The sequence below is a fragment of the Jatrophihabitans telluris genome (genome assembly GCF_023516435.1).
Taxonomy (GTDB): Bacteria; Actinomycetota; Actinomycetes; order Mycobacteriales; family Jatrophihabitantaceae; genus Jatrophihabitans_A; species Jatrophihabitans_A telluris.
Genome location: NZ_CP097332.1, coordinates 571,895 through 596,879 on the forward strand (window position 1 = coordinate 571,895; position 24,985 = coordinate 596,879).

Annotated in this window: 23 protein-coding genes; 10 read left to right on the forward strand and 13 right to left on the reverse strand. The window is 68.3% G+C overall.

The features are described 5' to 3' along the window. The first annotated feature begins 286 nt into the window (after positions 1–286). A complete protein-coding gene (locus M6D93_RS02775) occupies positions 287–2,788 on the forward strand; it encodes an ATP-dependent Clp protease ATP-binding subunit (protein WP_249772810.1) in 2,502 nt (833 codons plus the stop codon). Between the two features lie 246 nt (positions 2,789–3,034). Here M6D93_RS02775 and M6D93_RS02780 read toward each other — a convergent pair whose 3' ends face one another. Further along, on the reverse strand, positions 3,035–4,009 hold the full coding sequence (locus tag M6D93_RS02780; RefSeq protein WP_249772812.1) for an HhH-GPD family protein: 975 nt from the start codon (positions 4,007–4,009) through the stop codon (positions 3,035–3,037). A gap of 74 nt (positions 4,010–4,083) precedes the next feature. On the opposite strand from M6D93_RS02780, the gene M6D93_RS02785 reads away from it, so the two are divergent. Then, on the forward strand, positions 4,084–4,737 hold the full coding sequence (locus tag M6D93_RS02785; RefSeq protein WP_249772814.1) for a hypothetical protein: 654 nt from the start codon (positions 4,084–4,086) through the stop codon (positions 4,735–4,737). 114 nt (positions 4,738–4,851) lie between these two features. Here the strand turns inward: M6D93_RS02785 and disA are convergent, their stop codons facing one another. From disA to M6D93_RS02800, 3 genes are all read right to left on the reverse strand, one after another. Continuing rightward, entirely contained in the window at positions 4,852–5,934 is a 1,083-nt protein-coding gene (disA, locus tag M6D93_RS02790; RefSeq protein ID WP_249772816.1) for a DNA integrity scanning diadenylate cyclase DisA, read from the reverse strand. 108 nt (positions 5,935–6,042) lie between these two features. Further along, positions 6,043–7,371, reverse strand: a complete 1,329-nt coding sequence (gene radA, locus M6D93_RS02795; protein WP_347343738.1) for a DNA repair protein RadA — start codon at positions 7,369–7,371, stop codon at positions 6,043–6,045. A gap of 119 nt (positions 7,372–7,490) precedes the next feature. Beyond that, complete coding sequence (locus M6D93_RS02800; protein ID WP_249772820.1) at positions 7,491–8,288, reverse strand: copper chaperone PCu(A)C; 798 nt, start codon at positions 8,286–8,288, stop codon at positions 7,491–7,493. A gap of 367 nt (positions 8,289–8,655) precedes the next feature. Here M6D93_RS02800 and M6D93_RS02805 point away from each other — a divergent pair, with 367 nt between their 5' ends. The 3 genes from M6D93_RS02805 to ispF are packed head-to-tail and all read left to right on the forward strand — an operon-like array spanning position 8,656 to position 10,355. Then, entirely contained in the window at positions 8,656–9,147 is a 492-nt protein-coding gene (locus M6D93_RS02805; protein ID WP_249772822.1) for a CarD family transcriptional regulator, read from the forward strand. A gap of 27 nt (positions 9,148–9,174) precedes the next feature. Next, entirely contained in the window at positions 9,175–9,882 is a 708-nt protein-coding gene (gene ispD, locus M6D93_RS02810) for a 2-C-methyl-D-erythritol 4-phosphate cytidylyltransferase (RefSeq protein WP_249772824.1), read from the forward strand. Next, the gene (ispF, locus tag M6D93_RS02815; protein WP_249772826.1) at positions 9,879–10,355 is read left to right on the forward strand and encodes a 2-C-methyl-D-erythritol 2,4-cyclodiphosphate synthase; all 477 of its coding nucleotides are present in this window, start codon (positions 9,879–9,881) and stop codon (positions 10,353–10,355) included. Before ispD ends, ispF begins: the two co-directional genes overlap by 4 nt. A gap of 38 nt (positions 10,356–10,393) precedes the next feature. On the opposite strand, the gene M6D93_RS02820 is transcribed toward ispF, so the two are convergent. Further along, positions 10,394–11,524 (reverse strand): trans-sulfuration enzyme family protein, encoded by a 1,131-nt coding sequence (locus M6D93_RS02820; RefSeq protein WP_249772828.1) that lies wholly within the window; start codon positions 11,522–11,524, stop codon positions 10,394–10,396. 49 nt (positions 11,525–11,573) lie between these two features. On the opposite strand from M6D93_RS02820, the gene M6D93_RS02825 reads away from it, so the two are divergent. The 3 genes from M6D93_RS02825 to rlmB are packed head-to-tail and all read left to right on the forward strand — an operon-like array spanning position 11,574 to position 14,395. Then, complete coding sequence (locus M6D93_RS02825; RefSeq protein WP_249772830.1) at positions 11,574–11,984, forward strand: TIGR03618 family F420-dependent PPOX class oxidoreductase; 411 nt, start codon at positions 11,574–11,576, stop codon at positions 11,982–11,984. Positions 11,985–12,023: 39 nt separating this feature from the next. After that, on the forward strand, positions 12,024–13,436 hold the full coding sequence (gene cysS / locus M6D93_RS02830) for a cysteine--tRNA ligase (protein WP_249772832.1): 1,413 nt from the start codon (positions 12,024–12,026) through the stop codon (positions 13,434–13,436). After that, entirely contained in the window at positions 13,436–14,395 is a 960-nt protein-coding gene (gene rlmB, locus M6D93_RS02835) for a 23S rRNA (guanosine(2251)-2'-O)-methyltransferase RlmB (RefSeq protein WP_249772834.1), read from the forward strand. The genes cysS and rlmB overlap by 1 nt, the downstream gene beginning before the upstream one ends. A gap of 8 nt (positions 14,396–14,403) precedes the next feature. On the opposite strand, the gene M6D93_RS02840 is transcribed toward rlmB, so the two are convergent. The 3 genes from M6D93_RS02840 to M6D93_RS02850 form a co-directional block, all read right to left on the reverse strand. Beyond that, entirely contained in the window at positions 14,404–14,886 is a 483-nt protein-coding gene (locus M6D93_RS02840; protein ID WP_249772836.1) for an allene oxide cyclase family protein, read from the reverse strand. A 367-nt stretch (positions 14,887–15,253) separates the two neighbouring features. Beyond that, positions 15,254–16,369, reverse strand: coding sequence for an ABC transporter ATP-binding protein (locus tag M6D93_RS02845; RefSeq protein WP_249772838.1), 1,116 nt, complete (start codon positions 16,367–16,369; stop codon positions 15,254–15,256). Between the two features lie 275 nt (positions 16,370–16,644). Next, positions 16,645–17,949: an MFS transporter gene (locus tag M6D93_RS02850; RefSeq protein ID WP_249772840.1), complete on the reverse strand. Its 1,305-nt coding sequence runs from the start codon at positions 17,947–17,949 to the stop codon at positions 16,645–16,647. 432 nt (positions 17,950–18,381) lie between these two features. Here M6D93_RS02850 and M6D93_RS02855 point away from each other — a divergent pair, with 432 nt between their 5' ends. Next, a complete protein-coding gene (locus M6D93_RS02855) occupies positions 18,382–19,404 on the forward strand; it encodes a CAP domain-containing protein (RefSeq protein WP_249772842.1) in 1,023 nt (340 codons plus the stop codon). Positions 19,405–19,489: 85 nt separating this feature from the next. On the opposite strand, the gene M6D93_RS02860 is transcribed toward M6D93_RS02855, so the two are convergent. The 3 genes from M6D93_RS02860 to M6D93_RS02870 form a co-directional block, all read right to left on the reverse strand. Further along, a complete protein-coding gene (locus M6D93_RS02860) occupies positions 19,490–20,539 on the reverse strand; it encodes a S66 family peptidase (protein ID WP_249772844.1) in 1,050 nt (349 codons plus the stop codon). 35 nt (positions 20,540–20,574) lie between these two features. Beyond that, positions 20,575–21,078, reverse strand: a complete 504-nt coding sequence (locus M6D93_RS02865) for a universal stress protein (protein ID WP_249772846.1) — start codon at positions 21,076–21,078, stop codon at positions 20,575–20,577. Positions 21,079–21,183: 105 nt separating this feature from the next. Continuing rightward, positions 21,184–21,639 (reverse strand): MarR family winged helix-turn-helix transcriptional regulator, encoded by a 456-nt coding sequence (locus M6D93_RS02870; RefSeq protein WP_249772847.1) that lies wholly within the window; start codon positions 21,637–21,639, stop codon positions 21,184–21,186. A gap of 74 nt (positions 21,640–21,713) precedes the next feature. Here M6D93_RS02870 and M6D93_RS02875 point away from each other — a divergent pair, with 74 nt between their 5' ends. Next, positions 21,714–22,847 (forward strand): LacI family DNA-binding transcriptional regulator, encoded by a 1,134-nt coding sequence (locus M6D93_RS02875; RefSeq protein ID WP_249772848.1) that lies wholly within the window; start codon positions 21,714–21,716, stop codon positions 22,845–22,847. Here M6D93_RS02875 and M6D93_RS02880 read toward each other — a convergent pair. Beyond that, complete coding sequence (locus M6D93_RS02880; protein ID WP_249772849.1) at positions 22,816–23,463, reverse strand: lysophospholipid acyltransferase family protein; 648 nt, start codon at positions 23,461–23,463, stop codon at positions 22,816–22,818. The genes M6D93_RS02875 and M6D93_RS02880 overlap by 32 nt on opposite strands. Positions 23,464–23,526: 63 nt before the next feature. Continuing rightward, entirely contained in the window at positions 23,527–24,762 is a 1,236-nt protein-coding gene (locus M6D93_RS02885) for an MFS transporter (protein ID WP_249772850.1), read from the reverse strand. Positions 24,763–24,985: the final 223 nt, after the last annotated feature.

The following is a 24,985-nucleotide window of genomic DNA, read 5'->3' on the forward strand; positions in this document are numbered from 1 at the left end:
CGTTGAGGTTGCCCTCGTTGCTGGGGATCGGGGCCGAGGGCGGCGTCGGCGCAGGGTCGAATGTCCGTCGCATCCGACCGCGGCGCACCCGGATTGTTACCTACCCGACCAGGTCCAAAGGACCCCCTCGCGAGGTACCGTTAGGCGTGCGTAAAGTTCGCTGCGAGCGGACGCGGGCATCGAGGGCGGAATCCTGTCGTTGGGATGACTAGAGTCAAACCAGCGGGTCGGGTAGGCCAAATCTCGGTAGGACATACCCGATCACGCGGTAAGGGGAGTGAGCGACATGTTTGAACGGTTTACCGACCGTGCCCGCCGTGTTGTCGTCCTGGCCCAAGAAGAGGCCCGGATGCTCAACCACAACTACATCGGCACCGAGCACATTCTGCTCGGCCTGATCCACGAGGGCGAAGGCGTGGCCGCCAAGGCCATGGAGTCCCTCGGCATCTCGCTCGAGGCTGTCCGCCAGCAGGTCGAAGAGATCATCGGCCAGGGACAGCAGGCCCCGTCCGGGCACATCCCGTTCACGCCGCGGGCCAAGAAGGTGCTTGAGCTGTCACTGCGCGAGGCGCTGCAGCTCGGCCACAACTACATCGGCACCGAGCACATCCTGCTTGGTTTGATCCGCGAGGGCGAGGGCGTCGCCGCCCAGGTCCTGGTGAAGCTCGGCGCCGACCTCAACCGCGTTCGCCAGCAGGTCATCCAGCTGCTGAACGGGTACCAGTCGAAGGAACCGGCCGGGGCGGCTCCCGAAGGCACTCCCTCGACGTCGCTGGTCCTCGACCAGTTCGGCCGCAACCTGACCCAGGCCGCCCGCGAGGGCAAGCTCGACCCGGTCATCGGTCGCGAGAAGGAAATCGAGCGCCTCATGCAGGTGCTGTCGCGGCGCACCAAGAACAACCCGGTGCTGATCGGTGAGCCCGGCGTCGGCAAGACCGCCGTCGTCGAAGGTCTTGCTCAGGCGATCGTCAAGGGCGAGGTTCCCGAGACGCTGAAGGACAAGCAGCTGTACACGCTCGACCTCGGCTCCCTGGTGGCCGGCTCGCGCTATCGCGGTGACTTCGAGGAGCGCCTGAAGAAGGTCCTCAAGGAAATCCGCACCCGTGGCGACATCATCATGTTCATCGACGAGATTCACACCCTGGTGGGCGCGGGTGCCGCCGAGGGCGCGATCGACGCCGCCTCGATTCTCAAGCCCATGCTGGCCCGAGGTGAGTTGCAGACCATCGGCGCCACGACTCTCGACGAGTACCGCAAGCACCTGGAGAAGGACGCCGCTCTCGAGCGCCGGTTCCAGCCGGTGCAGGTGGGCGAGCCGTCGGTGGCGCACACCATCGAAATCCTCAAGGGCCTGCGCGATCGCTACGAGGCACACCACCGCGTGTCGATCACCGACTCGGCCCTGGTCGCGGCGGCCGGCCTGGCCGACCGTTACATCTCCGACCGGTTCCTGCCCGACAAGGCCATCGACCTCATCGACGAGGCCGGATCGCGCATGCGCATCCGCCGGATGACCGCGCCGCCGGACTTGCGGGAGTTCGACGACCGGATCGCCGACGTCCGTCGGGACAAGGAATCCGCGATCGACGCCCAGGACTTCGAGAAGGCAGCTTCGCTCCGTGACAAGGAGAAGAACCTGCTGAACGAGAAGGCTCAGCGCGAGCGCGAGTGGAAGGCCGGCGACCTCGACGTCGTGGCCGAGGTCGACGACGAGCAGATCGCCGAGGTGCTGGCGAACTGGACCGGTATCCCGGTGTTCAAGCTGACCGAGGAGGAGACCTCTCGCCTGCTGCGCATGGAGGACGAGCTGCACAAGCGCGTCATCGGCCAGGAGCAGGCGATCAAGGCGGTCTCGCAAGCGATTCGTCGTACCCGCGCAGGCCTGAAGGACCCGAAGCGCCCGGGTGGTTCGTTCATCTTCGCCGGCCCGTCCGGCGTGGGTAAGACCGAGCTGTCCAAGACGCTGGCCGAGTTCCTGTTCGGCGACGACGACGCACTCATCCAGCTCGACATGTCGGAGTTCCACGACCGGTACACGGTGTCCCGACTCGTCGGTGCGCCCCCCGGTTACGTCGGCTACGACGAGGGCGGTCAGCTGACGGAGAAGGTTCGCCGCAAGCCGTTCTCGGTCGTTCTGTTCGATGAGGTCGAGAAAGCTCACCCGGACGTTTTCAACACGCTGCTGCAGGTGCTGGAGGACGGTCGCCTGACCGATGGCCAGGGACGGATCGTGGACTTCAAGAACACGGTGCTGATCCTGACCACGAACCTCGGGACCAGGGACGCGTCGAAGTCGGTGGGGTCGTTGGGCTTCGCCGGGTCCAACGACGAGTCCTCGAACTACGACCGGATGAAGCAGAAGGTCAACGACGAACTCAAGCAACACTTCCGGCCCGAGTTCCTCAACCGCATCGACGACATCATCGTCTTCCACCAGTTGACCGAGGACGAGATCGTCACGATCGTCGACCTGATGACGGCCCGCGTCGACACCCAACTGCGCAATAAGGACATGGGTCTGGAGCTCACCGCTTCCGCCAAGTCCCTGCTTGCGAAGAAGGGCTATGACCCGTCACTGGGCGCTCGGCCGCTGCGCCGGACGATCCAGCGTGAGATCGAGGACTCGCTGTCGGAGAAGATCCTCTTCGGTGAACTCACTGCCGGTCAGATCGTCGTGGTGGACACCGTCACCGGCGACGACGGCAAGGAGACGTTCTCCTTCCGGGGCGAGCCGAAGCCGGGCGTGCTCCTCGAAGCGGCGACCCTGGACGCCGGCAGCGTCGAGTAGCCAGAGGCGAGTAGCGACAACCACGAGGTCCCGGTTTCCTGGCGGAACCGGGACCTCGTGCGTTTTCCATGCGTTGAGGTTGCCCTCGTTGCGGTATCCCGGCGTTGAGGTTGCCCTCGTTGCGGTATCCCGGCGTTGAGGTTGCCCTCGTTGTCGACCGATGATGGCAACGAGGGCAACCTCACCGGGCTGGCTGGGCAACAGGGGTAACAGGGGCAGCATGCCAACCTGGGCAGCCTCGACGGGTCAGGTTGGCAGTGCGAAGCGGCCGTCCGGCAGCGGGTCGACCAGACCATCGGCAACGAGGGAGTCCTGGGCGCGCTGACGCTGCATCACGTCTGGCCACACAACGTCCAGAGCCTCCTGCCGGACTGGTCCGGACGCCGCTCGCAGCACGTCCATCAACCGTCCACGAACCTGCCGGTCGGTGCCGGCGAAGCGCTGGCCACGGGCCACGGGCCCGTCGTAGGTGGGGTATCCCGCCGCCCGCCAGGCGCACTGCGGAGCGAGCGGGCACCGGTCGCACGATGGTTTGGCGGCGGCGCAGACAACTGCGCCGAGTTCCATGATCGCCGCGCAGAAGCGCCACGCTCGGTCGTCGGAGGCGGGCAGCACCGACTCCATCGCCGTCAGGTCACGCGTGGTCGAGGGCGGCCCGGCCTGCCCCGATCCGTGCACCGCCCGAGCCAGCACCCGGCGGATGTTCGTGTCGACCACAGCCGATCGACGGTGATAAGCGAACGCCTGCACGGCTCGCGCGGTGTAGGCGCCGACTCCGGGCAGGGCCAGCAGCGCATCCAAGTCGGACGGGACCACCCCCGCGTGAACGTCGGTAATGGCGACCGCGCAGGCGTGCAGTCGCAGCGCCCGACCGGGATACCCCAACTTGCCCCACATTCGGACGGCCTCGCCTGCCGAGTCCCCAGCCAGTGATGCGGGATCAGGCCACCGATCCAGCCATGCGCGATAGGCCGGTTCCACGCGGTTGACGGGTGTCTGCTGCAACATCACCTCGCTGACCAGCACCGCCCACGGGGAGGTCCCGGACGCACGCCAAGGCAGCGAGCGGGCCTCGGCGGCGAACCAGCTCAGCAACGGCGTCACCAGAGCGGATTCCGAAGCGACGCCGGCCGCGCGGTCGACGCCGGCCGCCCTTCCGTCATCGGATGTCGGCCGCGAGCCCGAGCGAGCGGCCGGACGGGATGTCGATCGTGTTGTCATCGTGCTCACCATCCTGGCAGTCCGACGGTCGAGCCTCCGCATCCGCCCCAGTCCGCTCCACTACGGTGGCGATGATGCTGCATCCGGTAGGTGACCTCTCTCCGTCCGTCTATTGGCGCCGACGGATCGTGCTGGTTGCTGCCGTCGTCCTCGTGGGCCTGAGCATGTACGCCCTGCTGCGCCACGGCGGAGGTAACGGAACGCCGGCTGCCAGCGGTCAGACAACCTCTGGCAGCAACTCCTCGCATTCCTCGACGCTGCCAACGACCACGACCCCGGCATCGAGCAGTTCCACCGTCGGTCAGGGACCGAGCCAGAGCACCGCTTCTGCCGCCCCACTCGCCTGCAAGCCCAGCCAGCTGACCGTCTCGGCCAAGACGGACGGGGCCTCGTACAAGGTCGGCGCCACTCCGGTGTTGTCCATCGTCGTGATCAACCAGGGCCCGAAGCCCTGCGTTACCGGTCTTGCGGACAAGGAAATCGAGCTCAGGGTTTACAGCGGCAGCGCCCGGGTCTGGGGTAGTCACGACTGTCAGGTACAGCCCGGGACGAACGCGGCGACTCTGCCGGTGGGCCGACCGACCCAGCGAGACATCTCGTGGTCCGGACTGTCGTCACAGCCCGGCTGCACGAGTGCGCGGCAGCGCGTGCCGGCGGGAACTTACGTGCTGCACGCCTATCTGTCGGGCGGTACGGGCAAGACCGCCGTGTTCACCTTCACGGGCTGAGACGGCTCCACCGGACCACGCTCTCCACCGGAGCCCGACAGGTCGGAGCTCGACGAGCCGAAACCGCCGCCGAACCGCGGGGCTCACTGAATCCTGGGCCCGATACCGTGACCGTCAGCTGTAGCGCTCGATGATCGATGCGTCGGCCAGCCGGGACAGCGCTTCGCGAACCGAGCGCGCGCGAGCGTCGCCGACGCCCTCGACGTTCTGCAGTTCATCAACCGTCGCTGCCAGGACCTTCTGTAGTCCGCCGAAGTGCTCGACGATCCTGGCCAGCACGAGATTCGGCAGGCGGGGTACCCGGGACAGCAGGCGGTAGCCGCGCGGCGAAACGGAAAGATCCAGCGCCTCGGGTGAGGCACCGTAACCCAGAGCGCGGGCCACGTTGAGCGGATCGAGCAGCTCGGTGGCGCTCAGCTGGCCCAGTTCCTCCAGCGCCTGCTCGACGCTGCGGCTTCGCTTGCCCGAGGGCAGGTAGTCACGCACGATCAGTTCGCGGTCGGAATCCACCCCGGCGATGAGCTCCTCGACCTGCAGGGCGAGCAGCCGTCCGTCGGTACCGAGTTCAACCACATACGAGGTGATCTCGTCGCTGATCCGGCGCACCATCTCCAGCCGTTGGCACACGCTGGTGGCATCACGAACGGTGACCAGATCCTCGATCTCGAGCGCGGACAACGTGTTGGAGACCTCGTCGAGCCGTGACTTGTAGCGTTCCAGGGTTGCGACGGCCTGGTTGGCTCGTGACAGCAGCGAGGCCGAATTCTCCAGTACGTACCGGCGCGCTCCGACGTAGAGGCTGATGATCTTCATCGACTGCGACACCGAGATCACCGGGAAGCCGGTCTGTTGCGCGACCCGCTGGGCGGTCCGGTGCCGCGTACCGGACTCCTCGGTCGGGATAGCCGGGTCGGGCATCAGGTGTGTTCCGGCCCGGACGATGCGGTTGCCGTCGGAGCTCAGCACGACGGCGCCGTCCATCTTGGCCAACTCGCGGAGTCGGGTTGCGGCGAACTCGATGTCGATCGGGAAGCCACCGGTCGACATCGCCTCGACAACCCGGTCATTGCCCAGCACGATCAGCGCCCCGGTGTTGCCACGCAGAATGCGTTCCAGGCCGTCCCGCAACGTGGTGCCCGGCGCGACCGCCGCGAGTACCACTCGCAAAGCGTCGTCGCGTTCGCTGATGGCGGCCACGGAAACTCTCCTGACGTCGGGACGGACCGGGGCCGGACGAATCCACCGATCGAGACTCAGTTTAGGAGGAGTTGATCTCCGGCGACTGTCCAGATGGCTACCGGGCAGTCACAATGCGGATACGGTCTGCCATGCCGCCGCGATGGTGGGCACCTCGTAGACCTTCAACCCAGCAACCAGGGACCAGTCCGACCCGTGCGGGACGAGCGCCTTGCGAAATCCGAGGCGCGCAGCTTCCGACAGGCGCCGCTGCACCCCGCTCACCCGCCGGACGTCGCCCGACAGTGAGATCTCGCCGATGGCGAAGAGGTTGGCAGGTAACGGCCGATCGGTGGCCGCTGAAGCCACCGCCATCGCCACCGCCAGGTCCACGGCCGGCTCACTGATCTTGATGCCGCCGACACTGGCGGCGTAGACCTCGCGTTCGGACAGCCGCTGCAGGTCGCTCAGCCGCCCCAGGACCGCCAGCAGCATGTTCACCCGGGACGAGTCCAGGTCGGTGAACGATCGGCGCGGGCTGCCCGAACTCGCACCGTACGGGCTGACCAGCGCCTGCACCTCCGCGAGCAGGGGACGCCGGCCGGTCACCGTGACCGTGACACAGGTACCTGGCACCGCGATGTCGCGGGTGGACACGAACAGCCCGGACGGGTCGGGCAGTTCGTCGATGCCTTCCTCGTGCATCTCGAAGCAGCCGACCTCGTCGGTCGCGCCGAACCGGTTCTTGATGGCGCGAAGCATGCGCAGCGACGTGTGTCGGTCGCCTTCGAAGTAGAGCACCACGTCGACGAGGTGTTCCAGAGCTCGCGGACCCGCGATGGACCCGTCCTTGGTGACGTGCCCGACGAGCACCGTCGCGATTCCGCGTTCCTTGGCGATGGCGGAGATGGTGGCAGTGACCGCCCTGATCTGCGGAACCCCGCCCACTCCACCCTCGACCGTCGATGAAGCAATGGTCTGTACGGAGTCCAGGATCAGCAGACCGGGTTTGACCTCGTCGAGGTGGGCGATCACCGCGCCGAGGTCGTTCTCAGCCGCAAGGAAAAAGTCCTCGTGCATCGTGTGGGTGCGCTGCGCCCGGGCCCGGACCTGGGCCGTCGATTCCTCGCCCGTGATGAGCAGGGCGGGGGGACCGCCGCGTTGGGCGTACTTCTGCCCGACCTCGAGGAGCAAAGTGGATTTGCCGACCCCGGGCTCACCGGCGAGCAACAGCACCGCGCCCGGAACCAGGCCGCCGCCGAGCACGCGGTCCAGCTCGCCGATGCCGGTGGCCGCGGCGCGAGCGACGGCTGAGTCCGTCTTGCTGATCGGTTCGGCTGCGGTGCGCGGCGTGACGGCCGCGGGCCGGGTGAGGGCAGCAGCGCGAACACCCGCTTCGGCCATCGTGCCCCAGGCCTGGCACTCAGGGCAGCGCCCCACCCAGCGCACGGCGGTCATGCCGCATTCGGTGCAGGCATACCCCGGGCTGGCGCGCTTGGCGGACTTGCCGGACGAGGTGCTCACGCGGCGAAGGCTACGGGGGACTACCGACAGAAACGTCCAGACCCGCTGGCGGGTCAGCCTTCGGTGCTGGGGGACACCTGGACCGTCGGCGCCGAGCCGTTGCCGCCGGAGGTGAGCTTGACGGGCAGGGTGGCGTTGAGGGTCTGCCCGTCGCTGAAGGTGAACGTGACCGGAACGGACTGCGCCGGGAAGAGAACCTGCTTGATGGCGGGCAGGGTGATCGTGACGCCCAGGGTGGAGTAGCCGACCTGAACAGAACCTCGAGCGGGAACCGGGATCGGGGTCGAGGACGCGGTGCCGGACGAGCCGGATGCCGACGCCGATGCCGATGCCGACGCGCTGGCGGAGGCGCTGCCTGAACTCGACGCACTGGCCGAGGCTGAGCTGCTGGCCGAGGCCCCCGCGCCGGAGCTGTCGCTGGTCGGTTCGGCCGTCGAGGTGTCGCCGGCGCCGATCAGGCTCAGCACTCCATTACCGGAGGCAATGCTGGAGGTGACGCCGTCGAGCGTCACGTCCTTCGTGCCGTTGTTGACCAGCACCAGTTGCAACGTGACGTCACTACCGGCAGCGAAGCTCGGATTTCCGATTGGGGCGTTCACGCCGGCAGCGCGAATGCCCATCACTCCGGCGTTGGCCGTCACGCCATCGACCACCGGGACCTGATCTGCCGTCTGCGCGTGCTGTCCGGCGGCGCACCCCGTGAGCATCAACAAACCGGCCGCGGCGGCGAGCACGGCGCCGGTGATCGTGCGCGAGCAACGCGGCCGACGGGCACGGGCGGGGGAGTCGAGGTGAGAAGTGCCCCGCGCGGTCTCCAGCGCGAACTGCAAGCGGTTGGACGTCTCGCTCACCACGGTCACTCCTCTGCACAGGTCTCACTGGTCGACACGAGCTCGCAGGCTCACGCGTCATCGAAATCGCCCAAAGCCCGGTCCGGCACAGCCTAGCGAGGTCGCGGCGCTGCGTGTCCGGCCGGGTGGCGCCGTCACTGCCGAGTGCCGATCGCGAGCCGGTCGAGTGCCGTCGCGAGTCGGTCGCGAGTCGGTTGCGGGCCGGCCGCACCGTCGACTGCAGGACGGTCGCAGGACGGTCGCAGGACGGTCGCAGTGCCGGTAGAGCGGGGCCGCTAGCACACGTCGACGATCATTTCGAGATCGGAACGATCTGGGCGTGTCGGGTCGGCGTGTTAGACTAATGAGAGCGAAAGGGGTTGCCTCTATGACTTTTGAGGTCGGCGAAACCGTTGTTTACCCACACCATGGCGCTGCGAAAATCGAGGCAATCGAGAAGCGCATCATCAAAGGCGAAGAAAGGCTCTATCTCGTTCTGAAGGTCCAGCAAGGCGACCTTACGGTGCGAGTACCCGCCGACAATGCCGAGATCGTCGGCGTGCGCGATGTGGTCGGTCAAGAAGGTCTGGATCGCGTCTTCGAGGTGCTGCGGGCCCCACACACCGAGGAGCCCACGAACTGGTCTCGTCGTTACAAGGCCAACGGCGAGAAGCTCGCCTCCGGCGACGTGAACAAGGTGGCAGAGGTCGTTCGCGACCTGTGGCGTCGTGAAAAGGACCGCGGCCTTTCTGCAGGCGAAAAGCGCATGCTCGCCAAGGCCCGTCAAATTCTCGTCAGCGAATTGGCATTGGCCGAGGGCACAAATGAGGACAAGGCTGAATTGGTCCTCGACGAGGTTCTCGCCGAAGCCGTCGCATAGTTTTTGTATCCGGCCGGAGTCCACAGCATGAAGTGCGCTGTGGTCGTTGTCGCCGCAGGCTCTGGGCAACGGCTGGCTGCAGGCCGGCCGAAGGCCCTGGTCGAACTGGACAACCGCCCACTCGTTGAGTGGGCGGTTTCCGCTTTTCTGGCGGTGCCGGCGATCGAGCAGCACGTCGTGGTCGCGCCGGTGTCCGACACGAACCTGGTCGCGTCGCTGGTGGGGCCGGCGGTCGTCGTCGTCGCGGGTGGTGCGGACCGTCAAGGCAGTGTTGCCAATGGTCTCGCCGCGCTTCGAGCGGACATCACCCACGTTCTCGTCCACGACGCAGCCCGACCCCTGGTGCCGGTCGCGGTCGTTGAGGCCGTCGTAGCCGCTCTGACCGCCGGAGCCCGGGCGGTCATCCCCGTCCTGCCGGTGACCGACACGATCAAGCAGATCGCCGAGGACGGAACGGTGTCAGGCACCCTGGATCGTTCGCGGTTACGGGCCGTGCAGACGCCACAGGGCTTTGACCGTGCGGTGCTCGTGCGTGCGCACGAAGCCGTTGGACACGATGCCGAGCGCACGGTCACCGACGATGCCGCGCTGGTCGAGGCGATGGGAATTCCCGTCGTGACCGTGGACGGATCCGATCTGTCGATGAAGATCACCACCGCCCACGATCTGCAGGTGGCCGCGGCGCTCGTCGAAGTCCATCGCCACGAAGCGGCCTGGGCCGGTGATCGGCGATGAGCGCCCTTCCCCGGGTTGGCACAGGCGTCGACGTCCACCCCATCGAGCCCGGCCGAGACTGTTGGATCGCCGGACTGTTCTGGCCCGGGGTCGACGGCTGCTCTGGACATTCCGACGGCGACGTCGTGTGCCACGCGGCCTGCGATGCTCTGCTCTCGGCCGCCGGACTGGGCGACCTCGGTGCGGTGTTCGGCACGAACGCTCCCCGGTGGGCCGGAGCGTCAGGGCTCGAGTTGCTCGCCGAGGTCGCGCGCCGGGTGATCGACGCGGGATGGCAGATCGGCAACGTCGCGATCCAGTTGATCGGCAACGAACCCAAGATCGGCCCGCGCCGGAGCGAGGCCGAAGCCGCCCTCTCGGCGGTCCTCGCCGCACCGGTCAGCATTTCGGGGACCACGACGGACGGGTTGGGCCTCACGGGCCGCGGCGAAGGCGTGGCCGCCATCGCGACCGCTCTGGTGATCACGGCCTGAGCGAGCCGTTTGGGCCGTCCGAGCCGCGATCACGACGTTCAGGCCAGCGCCTGCGCGAGGTCGGCCCACAGATCCTCGACGTGTTCGATACCCACCGACAGCCGCACGAGTTCGGCGGGCGTGCCCTGGGCGGCCTCCCCGGCGTAGGCGCCGCGCCGCTCGATCAGCGATTCGACGCCCCCGATGCTGGTGGCGTGGGTGATGAGACCTACTCGGGAGCAGACCGCGTCCGCCCGGGCAAGGGTGTCCGTGGTGAAGGACAGCAGAGCCCCACGATGAGTGAGCAGCTGGGCGATCAGGCTCGCCTGGGGGTGGTCCGGGTCCCCGAGATAGTGCACGCCGGTGACCGCCGGATGTTCGGCCAGCCGCCGTGCGAGCACTGCGGTGCTGTCGCACGCCCGTTCCAGCCGGACCGACAGCGTCCGCAACCCGCGCAGCGCGAGATAACCCTCCAGTGCGCCCGGGACCGCACCGGTCAGGGTGCGCCGCTGCCGTAGCTGCTCGGCCAGCGCCGGATCGGAGGTGCTGAGCACGCCCATCAACAGGTCGCTGTGTCCGGCGATCCACTTGGTGGCCGAATGCATCACGACGTCCGCCCCGTGGTCCAACGGACGAAGGCCCAGCGGCGTCGCCACGGTGGCGTCGACAACCGTGCGGACACCCCGCGCTCGCGCCGCGGTGGCGACGGCGGGCAGGTCCAGGACCTGCAACAGGGGATTGGTCGGCAGTTCCAGCCAGGCCAGGGTGGCGCCGTCCAGAGCGGCCACGACGGCAGCGGTGTCGGTCTGGTCGACGGTGCGCACCGTGATCCGGCCGAGCCGAACCTGCTCGTCGAGCAGGTTGCGGTGGAAGTTGTAGTAGCTGGCGGGCGCGACGACGACAGCCCCGACCGGCAGCGACTCGATCACGGCGGCCGCCGCGGCCATCCCGGAGGAAAAGGCGATGCTCGCCCCGTCCCGGTCGCCGTCGGGTGCCCCCTCGGCCGCGGCCATCGCCGTTTCGAACGCAACGGTGGTGTCCTGGCCGTCCCGGGCGTAGCCCCGCGCCGAACCGGCGTGAAACGTCGCCGTCAGCACGACCGGCGCATTCACCGGGGCGCCTGGTTCGTGGGCCGGCCGGCCGGCGGCCACGATCACTGACTCGGGTCGAAGGGGGTGCCGCGGGGTCATGAGCCGACCGTAGTCGGCAGCGATGCGCGATTTTTGGTTGGATCGACTCATGACTGTTCCGACCAGCGCCCCTGTCCCTCTGCCGGCTCAGGCCAAAGAACTGCTCGACGCCGCCAACTACGTCATCGTCGCAACCTCCAATACCGACGGATCTCCGCAGACCTCGGTGCTGTGGGCCACCTACGACGGTGACGATCTCCTGCTCTCGACGATCCAGGGCCGCAAGAAGGAGACGAACTGGCTGCGCGACCCTCGTACGAGCGTGCTCATCCTGGATTCGGCGGACATGCACACCTACGTCGAGGTGCGCGGCACCGTGTCCATGACGACCGACGGAGGGCCTGAGTTGATCGAGCGGTTGTCGCAGAAGTACGCGGGCCGGCGGTACACCGGCGACGAGGGGACCGACAACGTCCGGGTCGTGGTACGGGTGAGGCCCACCAAGGTGCACGTGCGCTGACGGTCCGGCTCGGCCGTCGATCTCCCCTAGGATTGCCGGGTGAGCATCAGGCTGTACGACACCGAGACCAGGACGGTGCGGGACTTCCTCCCGCTCGAGCCCGGCAAGGCGTCGATCTACCTGTGTGGCGCGACCGTGCAGTCCGCGCCCCACATCGGGCACCTGCGCTCCGGGCTGAACTTCGACATCCTCCGCCGTTGGCTGAACTACCGCGGCTACGACGTGACCTTCGTCCGCAACGTGACCGACATCGACGACAAGATCCTCGCGAAGTCGGCGGAAGCCGGCCAGCACTGGTGGGCCCACGCCGCGACGTACGAGACTGCTTTTCGGCAAGGCTACGAGACCCTCGGGTGCCTGCCCCCGACGATCGAACCCCGCGCGACCGGCCACGTGCCGGAGATGATCGAGCTGATGGCCACGCTCATCGAACGCGGCCACGCCTATGCCGTCGATGGTGACGTCTACTTCGACGTGCGTTCCTGGCCCTCGTACGGGGAACTGTCCGGCCAGAAGCTGGACAACATGCAGGCGGCCGGTGATTCGGTCGGTGACAGCCGTAAACGCGATCCCCGTGACTTCGCGCTCTGGAAGGCGACCAAGCCGGACGAGCCCGCCGACGCCTCTTGGGCGACGCCGTGGGGCCGCGGCCGGCCGGGCTGGCACCTCGAGTGCTCGGCGATGGCCGGCAAGTATCTGGGCGACACCTTCGACATCCACGGTGGCGGCCTGGACCTCACCTTCCCGCACCACGAGAACGAGATCGCCCAGTCCAAGGCGGCCGGACGCGGCTTCGCCCGCTACTGGATGCACAACGGCTGGGTCACCATGGCCGGCGAGAAGATGTCGAAGTCGCTGGGAAACACCGTGCTCGTCAGCGAGATGGCCCGTCGGTGGCGTCCGGTCGAACTTCGGTACTACCTCGGCGCCGCGCACTACCGCTCCGCGATCGAATACTCGCCGGACGCGCTCGATGAGGCCGCGACGGCGTGGGGACGCGTGGACAACGCGCTGGCCCGAGCGAAGGAACTCGTCGGCGACGACGTTCCCGACGCGCCCGTGCCGAACGACTTCGCGATGGCCATGGACGACGACCTCGCCGTCCCGGCCGCCCTGGCCGTGCTGCACCGTACGGTGCGCTCGATCAACAACCGCGTGGACGCCTGGACGAACACCGATGACGACGAGCAGGGCCTTATCGACGATCTCGCCGAGTTGGCGGCGATGATCGACGTACTGGGCCTGAACATGCCGAGCGCGGTGGCCGGGGAGTCCGCTGCCCTCACCGAGACGGTGGATCATCTCGTCCGTCTCGCCCTGCAACAGCGGCAGGCTGCCCGTGAACGCAAGGACTACCCCGCCAGCGATGCCATCCGGGACTCGCTGGCGGCCGCGGGAGTGAGTGTCGAAGACACCGCTGCCGGACCCCGATGGAAATTGAAGGAACACTGATGGCTGGAAACTCATCCCGCAAGGGAGCGGTGCGCAAGTCCAAGAAGGGTGCCGTCGTCGGATCAGGCGGCAATCGAGCTCGTGGCCTGGCCGGCAAGGGCCCAACACCCAAGGCCATCGAGCGCACCGGACATCCGGCGGCACGCCGCGCCGCTGCCGCCGAAAAGCGTGGTGCGGGTCCGCGTCGCGGCGCACCCGGCAAGAACTCCGACGCTCCGGAGCTGCTGGTCGGCCGCAACCCGGTCGCGGAGGCGCTGCGGGCTGAGATCCCGGCCAAGGCGCTGTACGTCGCGGTCGGGATCGAGTCCGACGAGCGGGTGACCGAGGCGATCCACCTGGCCGCCGACCGGGGCCTGCCGATCCTGGAGGTTTCGCGCGCCGAGATCGATCGGCGTACCGGCGGGATCCTGCACCAGGGCATCGCGTTGCAGATCCCGGCCTTCCAATACGACGAGCTGCCCGACCTGCTCGACCTCGTGCGGCAGTCGACGGCCACCCCGCTGCTGGTTGCCCTTGACGGCGTCACCGACCCCCGCAACCTCGGCGCCATCATCCGGTCGGCGGTTGCCTTCGGCGCGCAGGGCATCATCGTGCCGTCGCGACGGTCGGCCGGCGTGACCGCGACCGCTTGGCGGACATCGGCAGGCATGGCCGCGCACCTTCCGGTTGCGCAGGTGACCAACCTCGTCCGGGCGCTGAAGGACTGCCAGAAGGCCGGCATGTCGGTGGCCGGGCTGGACGCCGACGGCGACACCACGCTGGACGAGCTGCCCTTCGCCGCCGACCCGTTGGTGATCGTGGTCGGTTCAGAAGGCCGTGGACTGTCCCGGCTGGTGGGCGAAACCTGCGACGTGCGGGTGTCGATCCCGATGTCGGCGCGGGCCGAGTCGCTCAACGCCTCGGTTGCCGCAGCGGTGACCCTGGCCGAGGTGGCCAGGGTTCGGCGCCTGTCGGACTGAGCGGGTGCCTAGTCGGTCCGCGAGTGGGACAGGTCGAAGCTGAAGTCGAACTCGGTGCCGGCCTTGTTGCGGTAGTGCAACCGCATCGAACCGCCCGCGCCTGAGTACTTACCCGTGCCGCCGATGACGGCCACCGTGGAGTCGCCGGCGTCGTAGAACGGTCCCTCCACCACCAGGGACCCGCCGGGCAGGATCGTGGTCCACGAGCATTCGTAGGCGGCGCCGACCTTCGTCCGGATGCAGGAGCCCTGGTCGCTGCCGATCTGCTTGTGGTCGGCCGCGTCATAGATCGGATTGCCGAACGCGAGCACGTCACCCAGGCTGTCGCCGACGGGTCCGGTGTCTGCAGTGGTGTCGGTAACGGCATGCTCGACCACGGTGAAGTGCTTGCTGTGATCGGACGAACTGGTTCGCGTTGCGGCGGCGGCGCCCCCGGCGAGGGCAACGGTGGCGGTGACGGCGACCGCGGTGACAACGATGGCTTTGTACATCGGCTGACCTCTCGGCTGGCGAATCGAGCGCCCGGTCGGGCTGGCGCGACCGTACCGCCACGATGATCAAGCCCGCGAGAAGTGTCGCGTCAAGTTCTCGGCCGAAGTCCTTGAGTGAGGGCACCGCCCGCCGATCAAGATCATTGGAGGCCACCCAAGGGGACCGGATGACGTCGGGGGGACGAAGTTCGGTCGACCGTGCTTCCACCGCAATTGTGCGGCCCGAGGTATCAGCGACAGCGGCGTGTCGCGATGCTTCGGGCCGCACAAGGCGTTTTGGAGGGGGGACGCGGTCGGTGGTCCGCGTCCCCCATCTTCAGGACGTGCGCGTCCGGTTCACAGACCGGACGTCAGCAACTCGGTGTGCTCAGTCGCCGAGTCGCTCGCCGGTCTCCGGGTGGAAGACGTGCGTCTCCTCGGTCCGGACGTCGAGCGTGATCTCGTTGCCGATCTTCGGCGGAATACGCCCGTCGAAGCGGACGACGAAGGGCTTGGCGCCACCGTCGTCGCCGACGTCGACCGTCTCGGTACCTTCGAGGTCACCGTAGACGAACGCGTCCGCACCGAGTTCCTCGACCAGGTTGGCCTTGACGCGCAGGCCGTCACCGGAGGAGGAGGCGGTGAAGGACTCGGGCCGGACGCCGAGGATGACTTCCTTCAGACCGGCCGCCCGGATTGCCGCCATCGCGTCTGCCTTCAGCGGGATACTGATGTTGCCCAGCCGCGCACCGGCGTCGGTGATCGGGACCTTGACCAGGTTCATGGCCGGCGATCCGATGAAGCCCGCCACGAAGGCGTTACCCGGGCGGTCATAGAGGTTGCGCGGGGTGTCGACCTGCTGCAGCATCCCGTCCTTGAGCAGCGCCACCCGGTCACCCATCGTCATGGCCTCGACCTGGTCGTGGGTGACGTAGAGGGTCGTGGTCCCGAGCCGAGCCTGCAGGGCCGCGATGTTGGCGCGCGTCTCCACGCGCAGCTTCGCGTCGAGGTTGGACAGCGGCTCGTCCATGAGGAACACGCTGGGTTCACGCACGATGGCGCGGCCCATCGCCACACGCTGGCGCTGACCACCGGACAGGGCCTTCGGCTTGCGCTCCAGGTAGCGCTCGAGGTCGAGAAGCTTGGCGGCGGCGAGCACCTTCGCGGCGCGCTCTTCCTTCGACACGCCCTTGAGCTTCAGGGCGAAGCCCATGTTCTCGGCGACGGACATGTGCGGGTACAGCGCGTAGTTCTGGAACACCATCGCGATGTCGCGGTCTTTCGGGGGCTTCTGGGAGACGTCGGTGCCGCCGATGCGGATCTCACCTTCGTTGACGTCTTCGAGACCGGCCAGCATGCGCAGCGCGGTCGACTTGCCGGAACCGGACGGCCCGACCAGAACCATGAACTCGCCATCGGCGATGTCGAGGTCGAGCTTGTTGACGGCCGGGACTGGGTTACCCGGGTAGATGCGCGAGGCGCCTACGTATTCAACTGCGGCCATGGAAGATCCCTTCGGTGTGATGAGACCGCGCCGGGTACGGATCGCTGGGCCTAATCAGCGATCTCACGGATTTCCGACCGGGAATGGTGCCCATCTCCACCGACTGCAGACGGCATCCCCGACCGGCGTAGCGGTCTGGACTACGTCATCACACCCGCTGCAAGCGCTGCCGTCAAGCAATTCGCCCGCATTGGTGCTCCGGCGGACCCATCCGCGCCGCCGCTTGGTGCGGAGCTTCGGCTCGTCCGGCCTGGGCCGGAGGATCAGTTGCCGGCTCAGCCGCGCGAGCGTTCCCACCGAGAGAGCGCAGCTGAACAGCTGGCCAGCGCCGCGCCACCCACAGCGACGATCAGGACCGCTGAGCGCAGTCCCACCATCGAGGCGGCCAGGCCGACCACTGGTCCGCCGGACAGGTAGCCCCCGGCGGTGGCCAGGCCGAGGTTCGACAGCGCCCCCGCAGAGGCCCGCTCGAGTTCGGCCTCGGACCCGGTGCCTTTGCCGCTCGCCAGCCGGCGGGCGTGGGCGGTCGCGATCTGGAACGTCATCGGGACCGCGCAGCCGATGCCGAACGCCACCCCCACGAGGACGGCGAATCCGACCCAGAGCGGCGGGCGTGCGATGAGCACGAGTCCGCAGATCGTCGTGAGGATGCCCCCGGCGCACAGCGTGAACCACGGCCCGAAGGTGTCGTTGATCCAGCCGCCGGCCAGCCGTACCAGCGCCATCGCGATCGAGAACACGGTGAATGACAGGGCCGCGATCGAGATGGGTGCGCCGAGGACGTCGCGAAAGAGCACGATGCCGAAGTTGGCCAGCGCGCCCTCGGCCAGCGTCGCCCCCACGTTCGCACCGATCAGCAGCGCGATGACCCGATCGGGACGGGCACGAGCGCTTCGCCGGCGAGGAGCGGAGACCGGCGTCCGCTGCCGCACGTCAACCCGGTGACCGGTGGCCGGTCCGGACCTGCGCCGCGCGACCGGGCGTAGTTCGACACCGTGCCGCGTCCGGGCACCCGCTCGGCTGGCCGCCGCGCGCAGGATCTGGACCCCGCTGGTGCCGCCGCCGACCGGCAGCTGGCGGCTGACGGTCAGGACGATGGCCAGGCAAATGGCGGTGACGATCCCGAGATGAGTGGTGACCGGGATGTTCTGGGCAGTGGCGATGCTGCCGATACCCGCGCCGACGACGCCGGCGGCGGAGGCGGCCCCGAGCATCGCCGGCATCCAGGTGCGCTCGGCCAGGCGGGCCAGCATGGTGCCCTGCGCGTTGAGGCCGATGCCCTGCATCCCGTTCACCGCCCCGAGCAAAAGCAGAGCCGCCGCGAGCTGCCACACCTGGGTGCAGGTAACGGCGACCAGCATGGCGACCGCCGTCAGCGGCGCCGTGATCCGGATGATCCGGGTAGCACGCCAGACGGGCAGTCGCCGGGCGGCGATCGGGGTGGCCAGCAGGGTGGACACGGTCATGGCCAGTGTCACGATGCCGAGTTGGCTGGCGGGGATGTGCAGCCGCTCGGCCATCGAGGGCAATCGGGAGAACCAGGTGGCCAGCAAGAACCCGTTCGCGCCCCAGGCCGTCATCAGCATCAGCCTCGCGCGCTGCAACGAGGGGTCTACGGGGTGACTGGAACGCGGCGCCTGGTGCGGTTCCGGGGTCGCCGGACGCGCGGTGGCGACTGGGCGGTGGAGCAGGCGGGCTGAGCTTGGCATGGCGGTCGGGCTTTCCGATGTTGCTGGACGGGACGGGGACGTTGATGGTGCGAAGGTCGTGCGACACCTTCTCGATCGGCTCGCCAGGCGCAAAGCTGAATCGATACAGGTCTCCCGTTCAGGATAGCGGTGGGACCGGTCCCTGCGTCAACCGGGAATGCCGGCGAACCGGCGGGCTACGGGAACGAACCGGGCCCGTGTGGCTTGTGGCAAGGCGGAATGACCCAACGGACGAAGCAGAAAGTTCATCTCCGGTTGTGTTCTTCTTGTTCTCCCATTCGTGCGACCGAGGAGGAACGCTTCATGCACGCCCACGCCGGCAGGCTGCTGGCCGGATCCGCTGCCGTCATCTGCGGACTCAGCCTGATCGGGACGGCGATCACCCGTCGCGACGACAACCGGCGACCGGTGATGGTCCCCCATCTGGGCCGGACGAATCGAGCGATCGCCGGCGGCCCGCAGTGGCCCGCTGCGCCCGAATCGCCCGGTGTATCGGGAGGAATCGCGGGAGTCCCCCCGACGCGCGGACCTCTAGCTCGTACTCCTTCGAGTTCGGCAGCCAGTGCGACAGCCAGTGCGGCAGCCAGTTCGGCAGCCAGTTCGGCGGCCGCGACCATCCCGCCGTCCAGCGCGGGGTCCACACCACAGACTCCACGAGTGCCCGCCGGACCATCCGGCCACCGTCCGACGCCCGGTTCCGTGAATCCGATGCCGGGTACCGGGAGCACAACGCCGGTACGGGCCGGGTCGACACAGGCAAGCGCGCCGTACCAGCCGCCGTCCCGCGTTGCGCCGTCCCGCGTTGCGCCGTCCTCGGTGCCGGTGCCGATGCCGATGCCGATGCCGACCGCGCAGCGGCCGGTGTCCCGAGTGCCCCGCGCGTCGGCGACGCAACTCAACGCCGCTGCCCGGTCGGTCATCGATGCGATCAACCGCAGCCGTATCCAGCACGGACGGCCCGTCCTGCGGGTCGACGCCCGGTTGGTGGCCTCGGCGCACGAGCACAACCTCACGATGGCGAGGGCTGGCGTGATGAGTCATCAGCTGCCGAACGAGGCTTCGCTGGGGCGCCGGATCAGCGACGTGGGCATCCGCTGGGGCTATGTCGAGGAGAACATCGGGTGGTCCAGCGGCGGCAAGGACGGAGGCACTCGACAGGCACTGGGTTTACAGGACGCAATGATGGCCGAAGGGCCGCCGCCGGCCGGGCAGGGCAACCACTATTCCAACGTGCTGAGTCCGGCCGTCAACTCGGTCGGCATCGACGTCAGCTACGACCCGGCCCTTGACCGGATCTGGCTGACCGAGGACTTTGCCCAGCAGTGACAGGGATGATCGGCCGCCATGGGGCCGGGCGGCCAAGTCCCGGTCGCGGCGATGCCGCGGTTATGTCGCGGCTATGTCGCGGTGATCAGGAGTAGTCGGCCGAGATGCGGCGGTTGACCGCGTCGACGGTCACGATTCCCCCGTGCGGCAGGATCCACTGGGGACGGGTGTGGCCGAAGGGTACGCCGACGCAGACCGTAGCGTCCGGGCTGTATCGGGCGATCGTCTGGACCACGACCTCGCGCTGCTCGTCCCGCAGGCGCTGCCGCTCATCGGGATCCGGCCGGTGCGCGTGGTCGGACACCGGCGGCCGGGCGACCAGGACTGCGTCGACCGCGGCGAGGATTCCGCGCTCACCCAGTCCACGAACGATCCACCCGACGTTGCGGGCGGGCAACAGCTCCTCCGAGGTCTCGATCAACAACACCCCGCCGCGGAGCACCATCGGGTCCACCGGGAATCGCCCGGCGGCAAGGACCCACTCGAGCACCTCGAGGCAACCGCCCCAGGTGGACCCGGTGACCGCACGGGCCGGGCCGTGCCAGGACCAGGGGTCCGTCGGCTCTCGTTCGCCGAACGAGGTCAGAGCCAGCGGGTCGTCCCACAGCACCCCGACGTCTTCGGATTCGCCGGGGTCGTTGATGTCGAGCGTCTCGCCCGTGAGCAGGGCCGCGCGCAGCGACCGGGCGTGGACGTCGTCGACGCCGGGACCCGGACCGAGATGCACCTGCGACGAGCCGCCGTAGAAGCTGGCAACCCCGTTGGACCACAGCCATTGATGCAGGTTGGTGTTGTCGCTGGTACCGAGGAACGGTTTGGGGTCGCGGCGAACCGGCTCGGGATCCAGGTGCGGGATTACCGTGATCTGATCGTCTCCGCCGATGACGGCCAGCACGGCGCGAATCGCCGGATCGCGAAAAGCCGCATTGAGGTCCGCCGCGCGTGCCTGCGGGCTGGCTCCCACTGCTCGGGTGGTGGGGAACTCCACCGGTACGAGTCCGGTCACTTCGGTGAGCCGCCGCATTGCCTGCTCGTGGATCGCGGGGAACGCTCCGGCCGCGGCGAACGACGGAGACAGCACCGCGATCTGATCCCCCGGTTCGGCCTTGCTGGGGTGCAAGAGTGTCGACGCCATTCAGCTATGCAATCATGCGCCGCCAGCGCCGCCGGTCAGGCCTGGAGCGTTTGCGGATTGTCCCGGTGGCGACTGCGGGAGCAGCCGGCCGGCACGATGACGACCGGGGCCCGCTGTTCGTGCGCAAGGCGAGTCGGCACGGATCCTGAGGACAACCGGCGAAGATGGCTCGTCCACCCCGGGGTGTCGGCGCCGACGACGATGGCCGACACCCGCTGCTGGTCGGCGATGCGCACCAGTTCGGTGGCGGGATTGCCGGTCAGCGCCATGAGCCGCCAGCTCACCGCGCTTTCGGCCATCGCCTCCACGACCTCGGGAAACAGCACGGCTTCGACGTCGGTGAGGGCGGATTCGTCGAGGCCGATACCAATGCCGGCGTAGCCGCCGCCGACGACCTGGGGCGTCTCGACGATGTGGGCGATCAGCAACTGACCGTGAACCAGTTCGGCCAGGCGTGCTGCCGACTGCAGGACCGCGCCCGACCCGGGGCCGCCGTCGATGCCGACCAACAGCGTGTGCTGCGACTGCGGGACCGTCATCGCGCGGCCCTCCTCGAACTGTGTGTGGTGAGAGCAACCAACATCGTTGTCTAAGACAACTACAATCTATCGCTCGAACGGGGCGACAGCCGCTGGTATTCCCCGCTATTCCATCAGGGAATTGAAGTGGGCTAGGGACGCGGCGATCAAGCTGAGCTCCTCGGGGGTGCACCCGGCGAGGAGTCGTCGCATGGCGGCGTGACGCAGATTCTGAGACCGCCGTAGCGCCCGCCGCCCGGTCGTCGACAGCACCAGAGTGTGAGCCCGAGCATCGGTCTCGTCCGGTCGGCGCTCCACCAGGCCGAGATCCTCCAGGGTCCGGACCTGCCTGCTGATCACGCCCTTGGTGACGTTTCGCTCCGCGGCCAGGTCGGCCGCGCGGGCCGGCGCGTAGTCGGCGATGTCGACGAGCAAGGCGTACACGGCCGGATCGAGGTCGGGATGCACCGAACGAGCCAGCTCCGTCGAGTAGGCCCGAGCGCGTCGGAGCAGCACCCGCAGTTCGCGTTCGATGCTGGAGATGTCGGCCTGCTGCCGAGCCGGGCCTACCGAGGTGCTCACGGGTCGATTCTGCCGGAGCGTCCGACCCTGCGGTGCGCCCGACTCGGGAGCCGACCAAGTACCGTGACTCGCAAATGAGCCACGACACCAACCAGAGCGCCGCGACCGGCCATCCGCGCCGCCCGCGCCGAGGCCGACCCGGCGGGACACTCGCTGCGGTCGCCGCCAAGGTCGGGGTGTCACGGACCACGGTGTCCAACGCGTACAACCGGCCGGACCAGCTTTCCAAAGATCTGCGCGAACGGATCATGGGCGCTGCCGCGGAGTTGGGCTATGCCGGACCGGACCCGGTTGCCCGGTCGTTGCGCACGCGGCAGGCCGACGCCGTCGGACTGCTCTTCGGGGAGCGATTGGGCTACGCGTTCCGCGATCCCGGCACCGTCGAGTTCATGCACGGGCTGGGTGAGGCGTGTACCGAGCGGGGACGATCGCTGCTGCTGGTACCGAGCCCACCCGGATCGGCCAGCGAGGGACTGGTACATCGGGCCTCCGTCGATGGGTTCGTGATCTCCAGCGCGGCCGTCGACGACCCGAACGTGCGGGCGGTGCTGTCCCGGCCCCAGCCGGCCGTCATCGTCGATTCCCCGCTCGGAGTCGCGGGCGTCGATTTCGTCGGCATCGAGGATCGGGCCGGTTTCGCCCAAGTGGCCAGGCATGTTCTGGGGCTCGGCCACCGCCGCATCGGAGTGCTGTCGATCCGGCGCGGCGAGGACGTCGACGCCGAGACCTCGCCGCGACTGCTGGTGGAGCGGATCGAGGTCGGCCGCGCGCAACACCCGGTGCGGCAGCAACGTTTGCTCGGCCTGCTCGACGCGGCCGCCGAGCTGGGAATCCCGTCCGAGCGCTTCCTGGTCAGCGAGCGCCCGTACAACTCCCGCGAGGAAGGTGTGGAAGGCGCACGGGAATTGCTGGCCGCTGATTCCGAGCTGACCGCGATCATGAGTATCACCGACGTCATGGCGATCGGGGTACTCGACGAGCTGTCACATCGCGGCGTCGCGGTGCCGGCCGGGTTGACCGTGACCGGGTTCGACGACGTACCCGCGGCGCAGTCCTTCGGCTTGACCACCGTGCGCCAGCCGCTGGAGGAGAAGGGCCGGATCGCGATCGAGACTCTGCTCGACGACCGCCCGCGGACGCGGGCCAAGCGGGTGTTGTTGCCCACCGAACTGATCGTCAGGGCTTCCTCGGCGCCGCCTCGTTCCTGACCGATGCCACTTCGGCGGTGATCGCGGACATGATCAGGTCGGTGACCTCGCGCAGGAGGTCGGCCGTGTGTTCGTGGCCGACGAAGCGACTCAGGTTCAGAGCAGGACCGACGGAGGCCGAGTGGGTGTGCCGGGGGATCGGCCGGAAGCGGCCGCCCCGGGCCAGGGTTTGCTGGGCGCCCCATTGGCCCACCGGGTACAGCGGAATCGACGGATTGTCCAGGGCGATTCGGGCCACTCCGGTCCGTCCGGTCATCGGCCAGTAGTCCGGATCACTGGTGATGGTTCCTTCGGGGTAGATGATCACGCACTCGCCCCGGGACAGAGCGGAATTCGCCTCCTCCAGGGACTGCCTGGCGTCGGCGGTCCCGCGATGGACAGGAATCTGGCCGGCGCCCCGCATCACCAGGCCGACCAGCGGCCAGGAGAAAACCCCGCTCTTTATGAGGAATCTCGGAATGCGCCCGGCCTGCCACACCATGCGCGCCGTGGCCGCCGTATCTGCTTGGCTGACATGGTTGATCGCGATCAGGACACCGCCCTGCGCGGGAATGCGGTCCAGATGGCGCCAGCGCAGCCGGAACAGGACACCGGCCAGCGGGTACAGGACCAGCACGCACAGGCGGACCCAAAAACCGGCTTTCGGTTGATGCTGACGGCTCAATCCGCTCCGTCCCGTTCAGCTCGCGGTGCGGCCGCGCAGGATCGCGGCGACACCCCAGACGCCGAAGCCTAGCGTGGCCAGGACCAGACAGACGCCGCCCGCGCCGGACCATCCGTAGGTCTGGTAGAAGAGTCCGGACAGAGCCGAGGAAACGGCGCCGCCGGTGAACACGGTGCCCATGAAGACGGTGTTGATCCGGGCGCGTGCGTCCGGGCGCAGTGCGTAGATCTCTTGCTGGCTCAGCACCTGATGTCCCTGCACGGCCAGGTCGAGCAGAACTGCGGCGACGGCCAGCAGGACGAGTTGATGGTGGCCCACGATGGCCAGCACCATGGATCCTGCCGCAAGCAGGAACGTCACTCCGCTGGCGGGCTGGCCGTACCCGGCATCGGCCACGCGCCCCGCGATCGGCGCCGCCACCGCCCCGGCGGCTCCCACGAGCGCGAAGATGGCGATCCCGGTCTGAGACAGGTGATGCTCAGCGATCAGCTCGTAGGCGATCGACGTCCAGAAGGCGGAGAAGGCTCCGAAGATCAAGGCCTGGCACACTGCGCGGCGGCGCACGGCCGGGACGGTCCGGGCCAGGTCGAGTACCGAGGCCATCAGGCTGCGGTACCCGGTGGTGTGGTCGGGCCGGCGACTGGGAAGCGTGCGGGCGAGCAGAACGGCGATGGTCAGCATGAACACCGCCGAGATCACGTAGACGCTGCGCCAGCCGAAGGCGGCGGCGAGCAGGCTGGACACGGTCCGGGCGAGCAGGATACCCAGCAGCAGTCCCGACATGACCCGGCCGACGAACTGTCCCCGCTCAGCCTCGGGCGCCAGATGTGCCGCAAACGGTATGAGGATCTGGGCGACTACCGAGGTGAACCCGATCAGGACGGACAGGATGAGGAAGGCGGCAAGGTTCGGGCTCGCGGCGGCGGCGGCCAGCATCACGGCCGCCACCAGCAATACGCGCGAGGTCAACTTGCGGTTCTCGAACAGATCGCCCAGTGGCAGAAGGAGAATCAGACCCGCGGCATAGCCGAGCTGGGTTGCCGTGACCACCATGGACGCCCGTGACTCGGACGTGTGAAACGCCTTCGCGATCAGGTCGAGCAACGGCTGGCTGTAGTAGATGTTGGCCACGGTCAGACCGGTTGCTGCGGCGAGCACCGCGGTGAGGAAGCGAAGATTGCGAGGCGTCGTGGCCATGGCGGACGGGGTCGTGGACGTCGTGGCCGTGGCGGACCTGGCGGACTTGGACATGCCGGGCCGTTCGGGTGCTGGCGATGGCGGATCGGGTTGGGTGTCGGGGCGCACGGAGGTCCTGTCGAGTCGTTTGGGGAACTTCATTGTCCCCAACGCAGCGGGCGAGGCGACGCTTCCCTGCCCGGCTCGCCCGGCTCCCGCCGTCGCGCCGATGCCGTTGCCGCCGCCGTGGTCGCGCACTCGGTAGGATGTGCCGCGGCGGTATGACCGTCGGCCCGCC